Annotated in this window: 11 protein-coding genes; 6 read left to right on the top strand and 5 right to left on the bottom strand. The window is 68.1% G+C overall.

The window, feature by feature from the left end:
* Positions 1-30: 30 nt before the first annotated feature.
* Complete coding sequence (locus HUA78_RS23210; protein WP_174477169.1) at positions 31-1,011, top strand: NADP-dependent oxidoreductase; 981 nt, start codon at positions 31-33, stop codon at positions 1,009-1,011.
* A gap of 10 nt (positions 1,012-1,021) precedes the next feature.
* Here HUA78_RS23210 and HUA78_RS23205 read toward each other — a convergent pair whose 3' ends face one another.
* The 3 genes from HUA78_RS23205 to HUA78_RS23195 form a co-directional block, all read right to left on the bottom strand.
* Complete coding sequence (locus tag HUA78_RS23205) at positions 1,022-1,933, bottom strand: hypothetical protein (RefSeq protein WP_174466855.1); 912 nt, start codon at positions 1,931-1,933, stop codon at positions 1,022-1,024.
* Between the two features lie 137 nt (positions 1,934-2,070).
* A complete protein-coding gene (locus tag HUA78_RS23200; RefSeq protein ID WP_254623850.1) occupies positions 2,071-2,814 on the bottom strand; it encodes a hypothetical protein in 744 nt (247 codons plus the stop codon).
* Between the two features lie 180 nt (positions 2,815-2,994).
* Positions 2,995-4,017 carry a linear amide C-N hydrolase gene (locus HUA78_RS23195; protein WP_141643043.1) on the bottom strand — a complete coding sequence of 341 codons (1,023 nt, stop codon included), beginning with the start codon at positions 4,015-4,017 and terminating at the stop codon, positions 2,995-2,997.
* A 242-nt stretch (positions 4,018-4,259) separates the two neighbouring features.
* Between HUA78_RS23195 and HUA78_RS23190 the strand changes: the two genes are divergently transcribed.
* The 3 genes from HUA78_RS23190 to HUA78_RS23180 are packed head-to-tail and all read left to right on the top strand — an operon-like array spanning position 4,260 to position 6,546.
* The gene (locus HUA78_RS23190; RefSeq protein ID WP_174466856.1) at positions 4,260-5,129 is read left to right on the top strand and encodes a GNAT family N-acetyltransferase; all 870 of its coding nucleotides are present in this window, start codon (positions 4,260-4,262) and stop codon (positions 5,127-5,129) included.
* Between the two features lie 12 nt (positions 5,130-5,141).
* A complete protein-coding gene (locus HUA78_RS23185; RefSeq protein ID WP_174477168.1) occupies positions 5,142-5,819 on the top strand; it encodes a TIGR02269 family lipoprotein in 678 nt (225 codons plus the stop codon).
* Between the two features lie 13 nt (positions 5,820-5,832).
* Positions 5,833-6,546: a double-CXXCG motif protein gene (locus HUA78_RS23180; protein ID WP_174477167.1), complete on the top strand. Its 714-nt coding sequence runs from the start codon at positions 5,833-5,835 to the stop codon at positions 6,544-6,546.
* A 91-nt stretch (positions 6,547-6,637) separates the two neighbouring features.
* Here HUA78_RS23180 and HUA78_RS23175 read toward each other — a convergent pair whose 3' ends face one another.
* Entirely contained in the window at positions 6,638-7,333 is a 696-nt protein-coding gene (locus tag HUA78_RS23175) for a pirin family protein (protein WP_254623849.1), read from the bottom strand.
* A gap of 286 nt (positions 7,334-7,619) precedes the next feature.
* Between HUA78_RS23175 and HUA78_RS23170 the strand changes: the two genes are divergently transcribed.
* Positions 7,620-8,450, top strand: a complete 831-nt coding sequence (locus tag HUA78_RS23170; protein ID WP_174477166.1) for a LysR family transcriptional regulator — start codon at positions 7,620-7,622, stop codon at positions 8,448-8,450.
* A gap of 7 nt (positions 8,451-8,457) precedes the next feature.
* Here HUA78_RS23170 and HUA78_RS23165 read toward each other — a convergent pair whose 3' ends face one another.
* Positions 8,458-9,462, bottom strand: coding sequence for an AraC family transcriptional regulator (locus HUA78_RS23165; RefSeq protein WP_217442563.1), 1,005 nt, complete (start codon positions 9,460-9,462; stop codon positions 8,458-8,460).
* 327 nt (positions 9,463-9,789) lie between these two features.
* On the opposite strand from HUA78_RS23165, the gene HUA78_RS23160 reads away from it, so the two are divergent.
* Positions 9,790-12,591 carry a hypothetical protein gene (locus HUA78_RS23160; protein ID WP_174477165.1) on the top strand — a complete coding sequence of 934 codons (2,802 nt, stop codon included), beginning with the start codon at positions 9,790-9,792 and terminating at the stop codon, positions 12,589-12,591.
* The last annotated feature ends 111 nt before the right edge of the window (positions 12,592-12,702 follow it).

Genomic DNA, 12,702 nt, shown 5'->3' with positions numbered 1-12,702 from the left:
CGGGACCTCCGCCCGCGAGGAGTCATTTCCATGAAGACCTCCGTTCCCTCTCAGATGAAGGCCGCCGCCATCGACCGCTTCGGCGGACCGGAAGTTCTCGGCACCAAGACCGTCCCCGTTCCCCAGGTAGGCCTCGGCGAGGTGCTCATCCAGGTGGAGACCGCCGGCATCGGCCAGTGGGACCCCGCCGAGCGCGCGGGCGAGATGGAAGGCTACAAGCCGGGCAGCAAGGCCTCCTTCCCATACGTGCTTGGCACGGATGGCGCGGGCACCGTCGTGGCCCTGGGCGAAGGCGTCAAGAACCTCAAGGTCGGCGACAAGGTCTACGCCTTCGGCTTCCTGAACGAGAAGGGAGGCTTCTACGCGGAATACACCGCGGTGAGGGCCGCGGACACCGCGCCCGTGCCCAAGGGGCTGAGCGCGGAGCAGGCGGGCGTGCTCGCGGCGGACGGAATCACGGCCCTCCAAGGCGTGGAGGACACCCTCAAGGTTGGGCAGGGCACCACGCTGCTGGTGTACGGCGCGAGCGGCGGCGTGGGCCACCTCGCGGTGCAACTGGCGAAGCGGCTCGGAGCCAAGGTGCTCGCGGTGGCCTCCGGCGCGGACGGCGTGGAGTTGATGAAGAAGCTGGGCGCGGACAAGGCCGTGGATGGCCGCTCCGACGACGTCGCGAAGGCGGTGCGGGACTTCGCTCCGGACGGCCTCGACGCGGCGCTGGTGCTCGCGGGGGGAGACAAGGTGAACGAGCTGCTCAAGGCCGTCGTGAAGAAGGGCGGCCACATCGCGTTCCCCAATGGCGTCGAGCCCGCGCCCAAGGGCCCCGAGGGCGTCAAGGCGACCGCCTACAATGGCGAGGCGAACCCCAAGGTGCTCGGCCGCCTCAACAGCCTCATCGAGTCCGGCCCCTTCCACGTCGAGGTCTCGAAGGTCTACCGGCTGGATGAGGTCAGCCGCGCGCACGAGGCCGTGGGCAAGCACCACCTGGGCAAGCTCGCCCTGCGCATCCACTGAAGCCTGTCGCTCAGGCCGCGGCGCGGGCTTGCTGAATCTCCTCCGCGCCCGGCCGCCACAGCACCTTCCAGCGCGCCTCGGGGAGTTGGGGTGGCGGAGGCTTCCCTTCCGATACCCCCGCCACCTCGACGTGCATCCCGCCACCCCAGGCGAGGATGCCCGCGAACAGGCCCAGGACTCTCATCGCGGGATGGAGGGGCCCCTCGTAGCGCCGCGCGCGCCAGTGACGCAGGCGTGGCGCCGAGGGACCTCGGGCGCTGGGCTGCAGGGAGAGCTTGCCGGGCGCCGGGGCCCCGGGGACCGGGAAGAGCGGCACGATGAGCAGGCCCACTTCTCCCGCCTCCAGGTGGACCGTCGTCTCTCGCGGATAGCGCAGCCGCGACTCGGGAGGCCCGGACAGCTTCAGCGTCAGCGCCCGCTCCGCGTCCACGCACCCCTGCGCCATCAGGTGCAGCTCCAGCGGCGCGGACCCCTCTTCCGTCGCGGCCAGTCTCACGGCGAAGTGCACGCCGTCGACCTCGAGGACGTCCTCGGCCGGCGCCCATTCGAGCAGCACGTTGGGCAATACCTCCGCCCGCCGCCAGTCCTTCCACATCCGGACCCCGATGAACGTGGTCACCGCCGCGCAGCCCAGCGCGAGCCACGGAGGAAGCCCGCTGAAATTCGAGGAGGCCACCATCCAGATGCCCAGCACGACCGCGGGCATCCCGAAACAGAACAAGAGCAGCCTGGCCGCGCCGTCGGCGTCGCGCTTCCAGAAAGCCCGAGCGCTCCACGTCGCGAGCAGCAGCCCTCCCACGAGCCACGCCAGGGCGGGAGCCGGAGGGGCCCGATAACGCAGCGTCACTCCGGCGATGCCCGCGGCCGTCAGCCCCACCAGCACCAGAAGCCCCAGCAGCACATGTCCGCGTGTCGCTCTCATGGCACCACCCCGTCCCGCCTCGGCTCACGGCGAGGGGGCCCAAGGTAGTCCACTCCGCGTGCCTCACGGGTTGGGAAACCGGAGGCCGCTGTCGCCCGCGCTCCGGCACGGCGCCGGAGGCGGGTTGTCTTTGGGGACTACTCGGCGCGGCAGACGGCCGGCGCGGAGAGGTTGGGGCGAATCATCTTGAACGGCTGGAGCAGGTCCGGGACGCGGAGCAGCGCGTCACGGCAGCCCGTCTCGTCGTTGCCGGAGATCTCCACCTTGAAGCTGCAGTCCTGCGCGCCCTCGCAGACCGTCTTGGCCAGCCGCGCATAGCAGTCCACGGCGCGGGCGCAGGTTCCCTCGCTCAGGTTCACCGACGCGGAGGAGGACGTCGTCGTGGCCGAGGCCGTGTTCGTGTTCGTCGACACCGACGCGCCGGCCGACACGGTGTCCGCCGAGTTCGCGCCAGGGGCGTTCAGGTTGATGGTGACGTTCGTCTGGGACGGCTCATGGGCGGGGGCGGCGACGAAGCGCGGGTTGATGCGGTCCTGGGCGCAGAGGTACAGCTCCTCGCCCTTCTTGCGCACCGTGGTGAGCTTGGTCTCCAGCTCCGCCGGAGGAACCTGCTTGTCGTCCACGGAGACCTGGAAGGTGTACGCGTCGTTACCATTGTAACGGTAGTACATCGTGGAGGTCGCATCGTAGGTGACGGCGATGGCCGTGTTGTCCACGGAATGCGACTCGAGGCCACTCTCCAGGGCGCAGACTCCGATGGACGTCTTGGTCGCCGAGGCATCGTTCGCCGCGACGGGGAGCGTGTAGAACTTGCTCGCGCCACAGGCCACCAGCGAGAGACACAGAGACGTCAGGGACAGTCCCTGGATGAGCCGCTTCATGAGGTTTGCTCCTAGGATGGGAATGGGTCCGCGCTGGGGAAGCCCGGCGGAGTGGCGCATCGACGCGTGCACCGGTTGCACATTCAATCCTGACACGAAACAGCCCGCCCCCGGAAATCACGGGGACGGGCCTGTCGCGGGGTGTTTCTCGAAGCTTGGGACTCGTGCGGTGTCCGCGGCTCAGGTCGTCAGCTTGGAAGTGATGTCGATGGATGCGGGGCTCGTCGGCACGGCGAAGGTCTTGCCGTTGGCGCCCTTGAAGTCGAGCGTCTTGAGGTTCACCGAGTAGATGAGCAGGTCCTCGTAGAAGCGCACGTTGAGGACGGTGTGGGTGAGGTCCTTGACCACGGTCCACTGGGTGTAGTCGTCCTCTTCCTTGAGGGATTTCTCATCGAGCGAGCGGACCGTGCCGCGAGGGATGTCGACGGTGTTGAGCAGGTGGAAGGCGAGGCTGGTGGCCTCGGTGGCGTTGGCGACGGGCCGCGCGAACTGCTTGAGGTACGCGGCCCGCACGAAGCGGGAAGGTGGCATCGGGTCCCCGGGCAGGCCGCGCAGGCCGCTGCCGTGGCCGGGCTGGGCGAAGGTCTCCGAGCCCAGCTCCACCCGCTTCGCGTCCCAGGGGGACAGGCCCACGTAGTCGCGCAGGTTCTGGAGTTGGACGGGGAAGGGCGGCGCGTTGGTGAGCACGGCGACGGGGTTGTCGTGCAGGTGCATCTCGCCGTCGAGGAACTCGACGACCAGGCTGTTGCCCTGAGCGTCGTGGATGGGGAAGTGCAGGGGCAGGTATTGGGCCAGCCAGTCGCTCTCCCAGACCTGGGCCTCGCCTTCCTGGAGGGCGGACTTCACCTCCGCCACGGTGGCGAAGTTGCCGAGCACCCAGCCGGGGAATTGCGCCAGGGTGAGGGCCTTGGCGTTGTCGGTGACCTTGGGGTAGCGGGACTCGGGCAGCCACAGGCTGCCGGTGGACAGGCCGGCGGTGTTGAGCCCGTCGACCATGATGGGGAGGCTGCCCTTGGCGGTGAGGCCGACGTAGCCGTAGGTGGTCGTCCACGTCAGGCCGTTGAGTCCCTTGGGGGAAGGGGAGACGAACTTCTCACCGGGGGCTCGGACCAGGAGCTTCGAGTCGAGGTCGACGCCGAACTCCATGCTGCGGCCATTGACGACGCTCTTGTCCGAGGCGACGACGAGGAAGTCGGTGCACATGTGACGGCTCCTTGTGTGGGGTTGGCGAGGGCGGCCCTGTGCAGCCGCCGCGCCATCCGCAGTCCTGTCAGCGATTCCCAGCGGTTGAAATCGCACGCGGGTCTCGTGCCCCCGGGCGTGTTGCCTATCGCACGCGAGCGGCCACGGCGTGCGTTCTCGCGGAAGGCACGTGCGTCCCCGAAAAACGCGGCGCCTCCGGGGAATTTCCCAACAGGCGGGCGTTTGTGATGTTCATGCGTCCCATGTCGAAAGTTCCTCGGGTGGTGGCCATCGACCACCGTGCCTCCGCGCTGCAAGCCTCCTTCTGTGAGTACGTGCCCCAGGTGTTCCGCACGGTGGACTTCCGCCGCTGGTGCGCCTGGGGCGAGTGGACGGACGACTACCGCGCGTTCAGCGTGGTGGACGAGGGCCGGGTGGTGGCGAATGCCTCCGTGATGCGGATGTGCCTGCGCGTGGAGGGGCGCGAGGTGGTCGGCTATCAATTGGGCGCGGTGGGGTGTGTGCCCGAGCGTCGGGGGCAGGGCCTGGCGCGGGTGGCGATGGAGGCGGCGATGGAGGCGTGTGGGGACGCGCCGGTGGTGCTGTTCGCGAACAAGAAGGTGCTCGACTTCTATCCGCGCTTTGGCTTCGAGCCCCGGGAGCAGACGTTGTTCGGCGTCACGTTGGAGGTGACGCCGAGGGGGGAGCCCGCGCCGGTGTTGGATGTGTCCGAGGCGTCGGTGCGGGCGAGGCTCGTCGCGTTGGCGGAGGAGGGCGTCCCGGTGACGGAGCGCTTCGGTGCGCGCCGGCACGGACACATCGCGACCTGGTACGCGGCGGCGAACTTCGCGCGGCCCTTGCGCAAGCTGAGCGAGGACGCGTGGGTCTTCGCGGGCGTCGAGGACGGCACGCTCTACATCGAGGATGTGTTCGCGCGCGAGGGCTTCGATTTGCGTCCGCATTTGTCACGATTGGTGGACGAGCCCGTGAAGGCGGTCCAGTTCGGCTTCACGCCCGAGCGGTGGTGGCCTGGGGCGGAAGTGATTGGCGAGGACATGGAGGCGGACCTCTTCGTGCGCAACCTCTCGCTGCCCGCGGGAGCCAATCGCTTCCCGGTGATGGCGCGGACGTGATGGGCTTGGCCCATGCGAATCCCTTACGTCCAATGGCTTGCGTTGGTCGCGGTGTCCTGGGTGGGCTGTTCCACGGTTGAAAAGCCACCCGTGCAGCAGGCCTGGGACGAGGCCGAGCTGGAGTGTCAGGCACCAGAGGAGGACCAGTGTGTAACCCTGCTGTGCCTGGGTGACACCTGCGGCTTCTATCGCTGCGAGGACACGCCGGTAGCCGTGGAGCTGGCGCGCTTTCCTCCGTCGAGACCACCCGCTGCAGCGGCGGCACCGGGCAGTGGTCCTCGGAGAAACTGGGGCGGAGCGCAGAAGCTCCCTCCGGGTTCCATCATGACGTTCCCCAACTGGAACGGTGCTCCGGACCGAGTCATCCCTCCGTCACGCCAGCTCACGGCGGGGCGTTGGGAGAAGCACCACATCTTTCCGCAGGCGAATGACCTGGCCGCGTGGTTCGAACGGCAGGGCCTGAAAATCCATCACTACACGATGCCCATTCCGCTCTCCGTCCATCGGCGGATCCATGACGGCACGGGCACGGGGCGAGGAGGAGCTTGGAACGAGGCGTGGCGTGAGTTCAGGGCGAACAACGAGAACGCCAGCCCCATGGAGATGTTCAAGTTCGCGGGAGAGTTGATTTACCGGTTCGACCTGATGGGCGGTCCCATTCAGCCCTACTATTCCCGCCCTGGCGCGTGAGAGCCTGCGACACATGACCCGGTACTTTCGGCTGCGCGAAGACAGGGCAGCGGTCACAGCTGGCTTCGACGCCGCGCACAAGTGGGGGCTGCCCGGGGTGCGGTGCCACACGTGCGGTGCCACGTGGGCGAGTTCAGGGCACCAATATCCCTCCGTGGACCTGTCGGAGTTGCCTGAGTGCAGCGAGTTCGAGAAGGCCCGCTCCGAGCCCTATCCTGAGTTCGAGCGTCTGCGTGAGTTGGTGCGGCCACTGGCCCCGCCGCAGGCTATGTTGCCTCCCGGAACACTCTTCGGCCCGTTGGTGGGCTCTGCCTCCGGGAAGTTCGGTCCGTTCACGTCCCAGGGGGACATGCTTTGGGTGGTTCGCCGGGACGCGCTGGAGCGTCTCCAGGCGGAAGGAGTAAAGGGGTTGTTGGGCTGTCGGACGGAGCTGCGGTTCCGGCAGAAGGACCCACCCGAGCTGCTGGAGCTCCAACTCGAGCCGCATGGCCGGCTGCACCCGGACTGTATTCCTCCGGAGGTGTCTCCACCGTGCGCAACCTGTGGCCGGGTCTATTTCCGGCTGCCGGATGAGCCCATCCTGGACGCGGCATCCTTGCCGCCAGCGCTGGACCTGTTCCGGGTGGGAAACTACGCCACGGTGATTGTGGGCACGGAGCGGTTCAAAGACGCCGTGCTCCGCCTGGAACTCGACGGCCTCACGTTCCGCGAGCTGCCAACCCGCTGAGCCCGAGTCCACCCACTTCCGCATGCAGGCCGAGCACTCATGCCCAGGCCTCGTTGATGGAGGGCCACCACGAGACCTCGGAGCCAGCGCCTCAAGGAAGGTCAATCCAGAGCGCCGAACTCGCGGTGTCCGCTGTCACGGTGACGGCGCCCTCGCCGAGCACGGCGCCTTCGCCGAGCGCCAGGTCCACACCCGAGCCTCCTTGGAGCGCCTCCACCCGGAGCGGTCCCGTCGTCGCGAGCAGGTATCCGTTACGGGCGCGGTCGAGCGTCAGCCGCTCGGGCCTGCCCGCGACGAGCGGGAGCCACCAGACCCGCACGTCGGCGCGCAGAGGCATCCCTTCGTCGCCCGCGATGAGCTGACGCCCGTCATCCGAGAGCTGGCGCGAGTAGTAGGCAGGGGGGCCGCCGTAGGTGTGTGGCCGGAACCACAACTGGAGCATCCGCGTCGGCCGGTCTGTGTCGTTTCCTTCGGCGTGCATCATCCCGCTCCGCGCGGAGATCAACTGCGCGGTCCTTGGTCCCATTGTCGCGCCGTGCGCCTGGTCTCCGTGATGCGAGAGCGTCCCGTCCACGACGATGCTGAGGATCTCCATCTCCTCGTGCGGGTGAAGCGGGAACCGCGATTTCGGGGCGAATGTCGCATCCGCGAGGACGAGCAGCGGCCCCAGCGGTCGACCCTGGCCGGAGTGGGGTCCCACCGTCGCGACGAAGTGGTCCCGGAGCGAGAGCCACGAAAGCGTGGTGCGAGGCAGCGATGCGAGCGTGCGGTGTTCGAGGCGCGGCATGGGCAGGTTCCTATCGGTGTGACAACCGGAGAGGGCCACGGCACTTCCGGCGACGAACGTGCGACGTGAGAGCTTCACGACGGCGGCCTCGTCAGCGTCGGCGAGAAGCGAGGCGTCGGCGTTGAGCGGGAGGAGCGCATCGACGTCCTTGCCCTGAAAGGGGCGGGCCCTGTGTCCCGGTGTCTGCCCATGTTCGTCTCCTCCCGCGCTGGGATGCGCGGTGAAGGAGTTAGCCCGGCCCGGCTCGTTTGACACCTCCGGATGGACGCACAGAAGATGTGCGAGAATGCACATCTCCTGGGACGAGCTTCAGACCATCGAGGCGCTGGTTCGCACTGGCAGCGTCGAGGCCGCCGGACGCGAGTTGTCGCTCCGACATTCTTCGGTGTCGAGGCGGGTCGCGGCGCTGGAGGCACGCCTCGGCACGGCTCTGTTCGCGAGGGGCGCGCGCCTGGTGCCGAGCGCGCTGACGCTGCGAATCGCGGAGCGGGCCGCGACGATGCGCGTGGCCGCGAGGGACATCGAGGACTTCGTAGGGGCGGAGAGACGGGGCCGGGAACGAACCGTGGTCATCACGACGAGCGACGTGCTGGCCCCGCTCTTGTTCCTCGCGCTCGCGAAGGCCAGGCCCGTGCAGGCGGTAGAGGTGCTCGTGAGTGACGACGAACTGGAGCTGCTGCCGGGTCAGGTGGACCTCGCGCTGCGTCCCGGTCAAAACCCGAGCGGGGCGCTGCGCGGACGACGGCTTGGACGGTTGAAGGTCGGAGTCTATCGCGCTCGCGGCGGAGCGCCGGATTGGCTGCAGCCGAGCGTTGAGCTGCGCGCCAGGGCCTCGATGAGCTGGTGGCGCGAGGTCCCCAAGGACGTACCGGGTGCCGTGACGTGCAGCTCACTGCTGGCCATGCGCGATGCGTGCTCCGCTGGCCTGGGACGGGCCGCGCTCCCGGCCTTCCTCACGCACGGAGACGCCCGGCTCCAGTTCGAGAGGGAGCTCGACGCGGGGCCACCCCTCTGGCTCCTCGCGCCGATGGCCCGTGGCATCCCGAAGGAGCTTCGCGAGGTTCAGCGGGACCTCTTCGCCGCGCTGCGCGCGACGGAGGGCGCCTTCGTCGAATGAGTCCTTCTCACGAACCCGAGCGCGCCCGAGCAGGCATCCCGAACCGGCTCGGAGGTTGTCCCGTCCACCGCCGGAACGCGCGGGTGAACGTACTCACATCAGAGAAGCCCAACAGATACGCAATCTCACTCACCGAACGCCCCGGCTCGGAGAGATACGACAGGGCCAGCGTCCGGCGAGTCTCCGCGAGCAGCTCGCGAAACCCCGAGCCCGAGTCCACCAGTCGCCGCTGAAGACTGCGCGCGCTCATATGCAGCCGCTCCGCCACCTTCTCTTGCGACGGCTCTCCCTGGGGCAACAACTCCAGCAGCACCGCGCGCACCCGAGCCACCACGTCCTGCCCCGCCTGCCGGGCCAGGTGCCGGGTGATGAGCTCATCATTGATGCGCGCCAGCTCCGGGTTCGCTCCCGGCAACGTCACCTCGAACGGTGGCCGCTCGTACACCAGCACGTCCGCGTTCGCTCCAAACGTCACCTTGCAGCGGAACAGCTTCGCGTAGGGCGTCAGGTCCGAGGGCTCCGGACGGCGCAGCAGCACCTCGCGCGGTGACAGCTCCTTGCCGTACACCACCCGGCAGAAGCGCACGAGCAGGTACGCCACCGCGTCCGTCTCCTCCTCGCACAGGTGCGGCCCCTCGCCCCCGTCGTAGAGGATCACCTGATAGCAGTCCCCGTCCCGGGTGAAGGCCGGCCGGAGCGCGTCGGAGACCAGCGCCACCGCGTGCACCAGTCGCTCGAAGGCCTCGCGCAGCGTGCTGGAGGCATTGAGCCGGTAGCCCACCGCATGGAACGTGGTGGGGCTCACCTGCCGCGCCATCGCCAGTCCAATGGCCGGCTCTCCCGAGCGCTCCACCGCCAGTCGCCACAGTCGAGTCATCCCCGCCTGCGGATAGCGCGCGTTGGCGTCTCCCAGCAGCCCCGGGTTCAGTCCCGCCTGCACGAACAGCGCATGCGAGTCCACGCCACGCAGCTCCAGCGTGCGGTGGAGCGCCAGCGCCCAGCTCGTCAACATGGTCGCCGGAGAGCTCATGTTGTCGCCTTTGGTCAAAGGAATTGGCGGAACGGAGCAAGCACCCAAGGCGCCTCCCCCAGTACCTTGTCTTCCTGGGAATCCTGCCATGTCGGAGGTGAGGATGCTTGCCCTCGCATCGTGTGCCCTCCTCGTGACGCGTCGCATCATGTCTGTCTGTAGACCGCCTCAAGCGTAGCGGTTCAAAGGCTCCACGCTTTTCCACCCCGCTCACATTCTGGCTTCACCCCTCCGTCGGCAGATGCCCCGCCGCGCCTTGGTCGGCGTGTGCGTCGTCCCCCTCGTCATACCCAGAGGTCTGGCCTCCCCATGACTCCCCCGAGACTCAGAAGCATCCAGAAGTCCTTGCTGGCGGCGCTGTCGCTGCTCGCCGTCATGTCGCCGGCCTTCACCCCGGCGCACGCGGCGGCTCCGTCCTTCATCGCCTTCGAGAGTGGCCATGTGCGTCCGCTCGCGCTGTCACCGGATGGCACGCGGCTGTTCGCGGTGAACACGCCGGACAACAGCCTGTCCATCTTCACGGTGGGGGCCTCCGGGCTCGCGCTGCAGGCGAAGGTTCCCGTGGGACTGGAGCCCGTGGCGGTGGCGCCGCGAGGCAACAGCGAGGTCTGGGTGGTCAACCACCTGTCGGACAGTGTCAGCGTCGTGTCTCTCTCGGGGACGCCGCGCGTGGTGCGCACGCTGCTGGTGGGTGACGAGCCGAGAGATATCGTCTTCGCGGGTACGGGGGGCCGGGCGTTCATCACCACGGCGCACCGTGGACAGCACCGCACGCACGCCTCGATTGCGGGTGTGCCGGGTGCGGGAGATCCACAGCTCACCACGCCGGGCGTGGGGCGCGCGGACGTCTGGGTCTTCGACCCGGCGAACCTGGGCACGACATTGGGTGGCACGCCGGTGCGCATCCTCAACCTGTTCGGTGACACGCCTCGCGCGCTGACGGTGAGCCCGGATGGGCAGACGGTGTACGCGGCCGTGTTCAAGTCTGGCAACCAGACGACCTCCATCATGGAGGAGGCGGTGTGCGAGGGCTTCAATCCCTATCTGCCCTGTCTGGTGAATGGCTCCATCTACCCTGGCGGCAGCCCGGGCCCGGCCACCAACCACCAGGGCGTGCCCGCGCCCGAGGTGGCGCTCATCGTGAAGTACAACAACCAGTCCAGCCAGTGGCAGGACGAGTTGGGGCGCAACTGGAACAACGCGGTGCGCTTCCGGCTGCCGGACCAGGACGTCTTCGCGCTCGACGCGAACACGCTGGGCCAGAAGGCGGCCTATCCGCACGTGGGCACCACGCTGTTCAACATGGTGACCAACCCGGTGACGGGCACGGTGTACGTGTCCAACACGGAGGCCTTCAACCACGTCCGCTTCGAGGGCCCCGGCAACTACGGCGGCACCACGGTGCAGGGCCACCTGGCGGAGACGCGCATCACCGCCATCCTCGGGGGCAGCGTGTTGCCCCGGCACCTGAACAAGCACCTGGACTATTCGAAGCTGGCGAACGAGCCCGGGTTCGACCCGGCGGCGAAGGCGCACAGCCTCTCCATGCCGTTGGACATGGTGGTGAGCCGTGATGGCCGGAAGCTCTACGTGGCCGCGTACAGCTCCAGCAAGGTGGGCGTGTTCGACACGCAGGCCCTGGAGGCGGACAGCTTCAACCCGACGTTGAACAGCGCGGCGTACATCCCGGTCAGCGGTGGTGGGCCCAGCGGCCTGATTCTGGATGAGGAGCGCAACCGGCTCTATGTGATGACCCGCTTCGACAACGCGGTGAAGGTCGTCGACCTGGCCACGCGCGCGGAGCTGGGCAAGCAGGTGCTGGCCAACCCGGAGCCCGCGGCGGTGGTGCAGGGGCGGCCGGTGCTCTACGACGCCACGACGCTCTCCGCCAACGGCGAGGCCTCGTGTGCGAGCTGCCACATCTTCGGCGACATGGACGACCTCGCCTGGGACTTGGGCAACCCGGATGAGGACGTGGTGGAGAACACGATTCCGGGGCGCCTGCTGGGGGCGGCGGAGCTCTTGAAGCCGCACATCAACGGCTCGGGCAACGTGGAGGACTTCCACCCGATGAAGGGCCCCATGACGACGCAGACCCTGCGCGGCATGGTCAACTCCGGAGCCATGCACTGGCGAGGGGACCGCTCCAACGGCTTCTTCGGCGTGGGGCAGCTGGACCCGAACCTCTCGTTCATGAACTTCATCGTCGCGTTCGAGGGGCTGCTGGGCCGGGCGAGCATGCCCACGGTGGCGGAGATGCAGCGCTTCACCGACTTCCAGCTGCAAGTGCAGTTGCCTCCGAACCCGGTACGCAACCTGGACAACTCATTGACGGCGGCGCAGCAGCGGGGCCTGAACTTCTACTCGGGCTCGCGTCGCGCGGACGGCATTCCGTTTGGAGAGGGGTTGGGCTTCACGTGCGAGGGGTGTCACCGCATCGACGCGTCCCAGGGCTTCTTCGGGACGGATGGTCGGGTGAGCTTCGAGAACATCCCGCAGATTGTGAAGATTCCGCACCTGCGGAACATGTATCAGAAGGTCGGCATGTTCGGGAATCCGACGACGCCCTTCTTCCTGGCGCGGGACAGTGGATGGACGGGGGACCAGGTGCGAGGCTTTGGCTTCGTGCATGACGGCGCGGTGGACACCGCGGCGCGGTTCCTGTCGGCCATCGTGTTCATCCCGAGCATCGGCGTGGGCTTCCCGTTGAACAACCCGGATGCGACGCGGCGGGATGTGGAGCAGTTGTTGCTCGCGTTCGACACGGACCTGGCGCCGATTGTCGGTCAGCAGGTGACGTTGACGAACACGAACTCCGCGAGCGTGGGTCCGCGCATCGACCTGCTGTTGCAGCGCGCGCGCACGCCGTTCACCTCGAAGGTCCTGGGGGGAGCGGTGACGGAGTGCGACCTGGTGGCCAGGGTGGCGCTGGGGGGGCGTGTGAAGGGCTTCCTCTTCAGTCCGGCCGCGAATGCCTTCACGCCGGATGACGGGACGGCGGCGAACGTGACGGACGCGACGCTGCGCAACTACGCGAAGACGGCGGGCCAGGAGGTGACCTACACCTGCGTGCCGCCGGGCTCGGGTCCGCGCATCGGCCTCAATCGCTAGCAGTCCGAGGGCCCCCCGCGAGGAGACTGTCGGGCTCCTCGCGGGGCTTCAAAGACGGACGCGTTGTGTGGAAGGCCGCGCACAGGACGTGGATGGGAAGGAATGCTGACG

The sequence above is a fragment of the Myxococcus sp. CA033 genome, from assembly GCF_013336625.1.
GTDB lineage: Bacteria > Myxococcota > Myxococcia > Myxococcales > Myxococcaceae > Myxococcus > Myxococcus llanfairpwllgwyngyllgogerychwyrndrobwllllantysiliogogogochensis.
The sequence above is the reverse complement of the archived record's forward strand: the minus strand, read 5'-3'. Positions and strand labels throughout refer to the sequence as shown.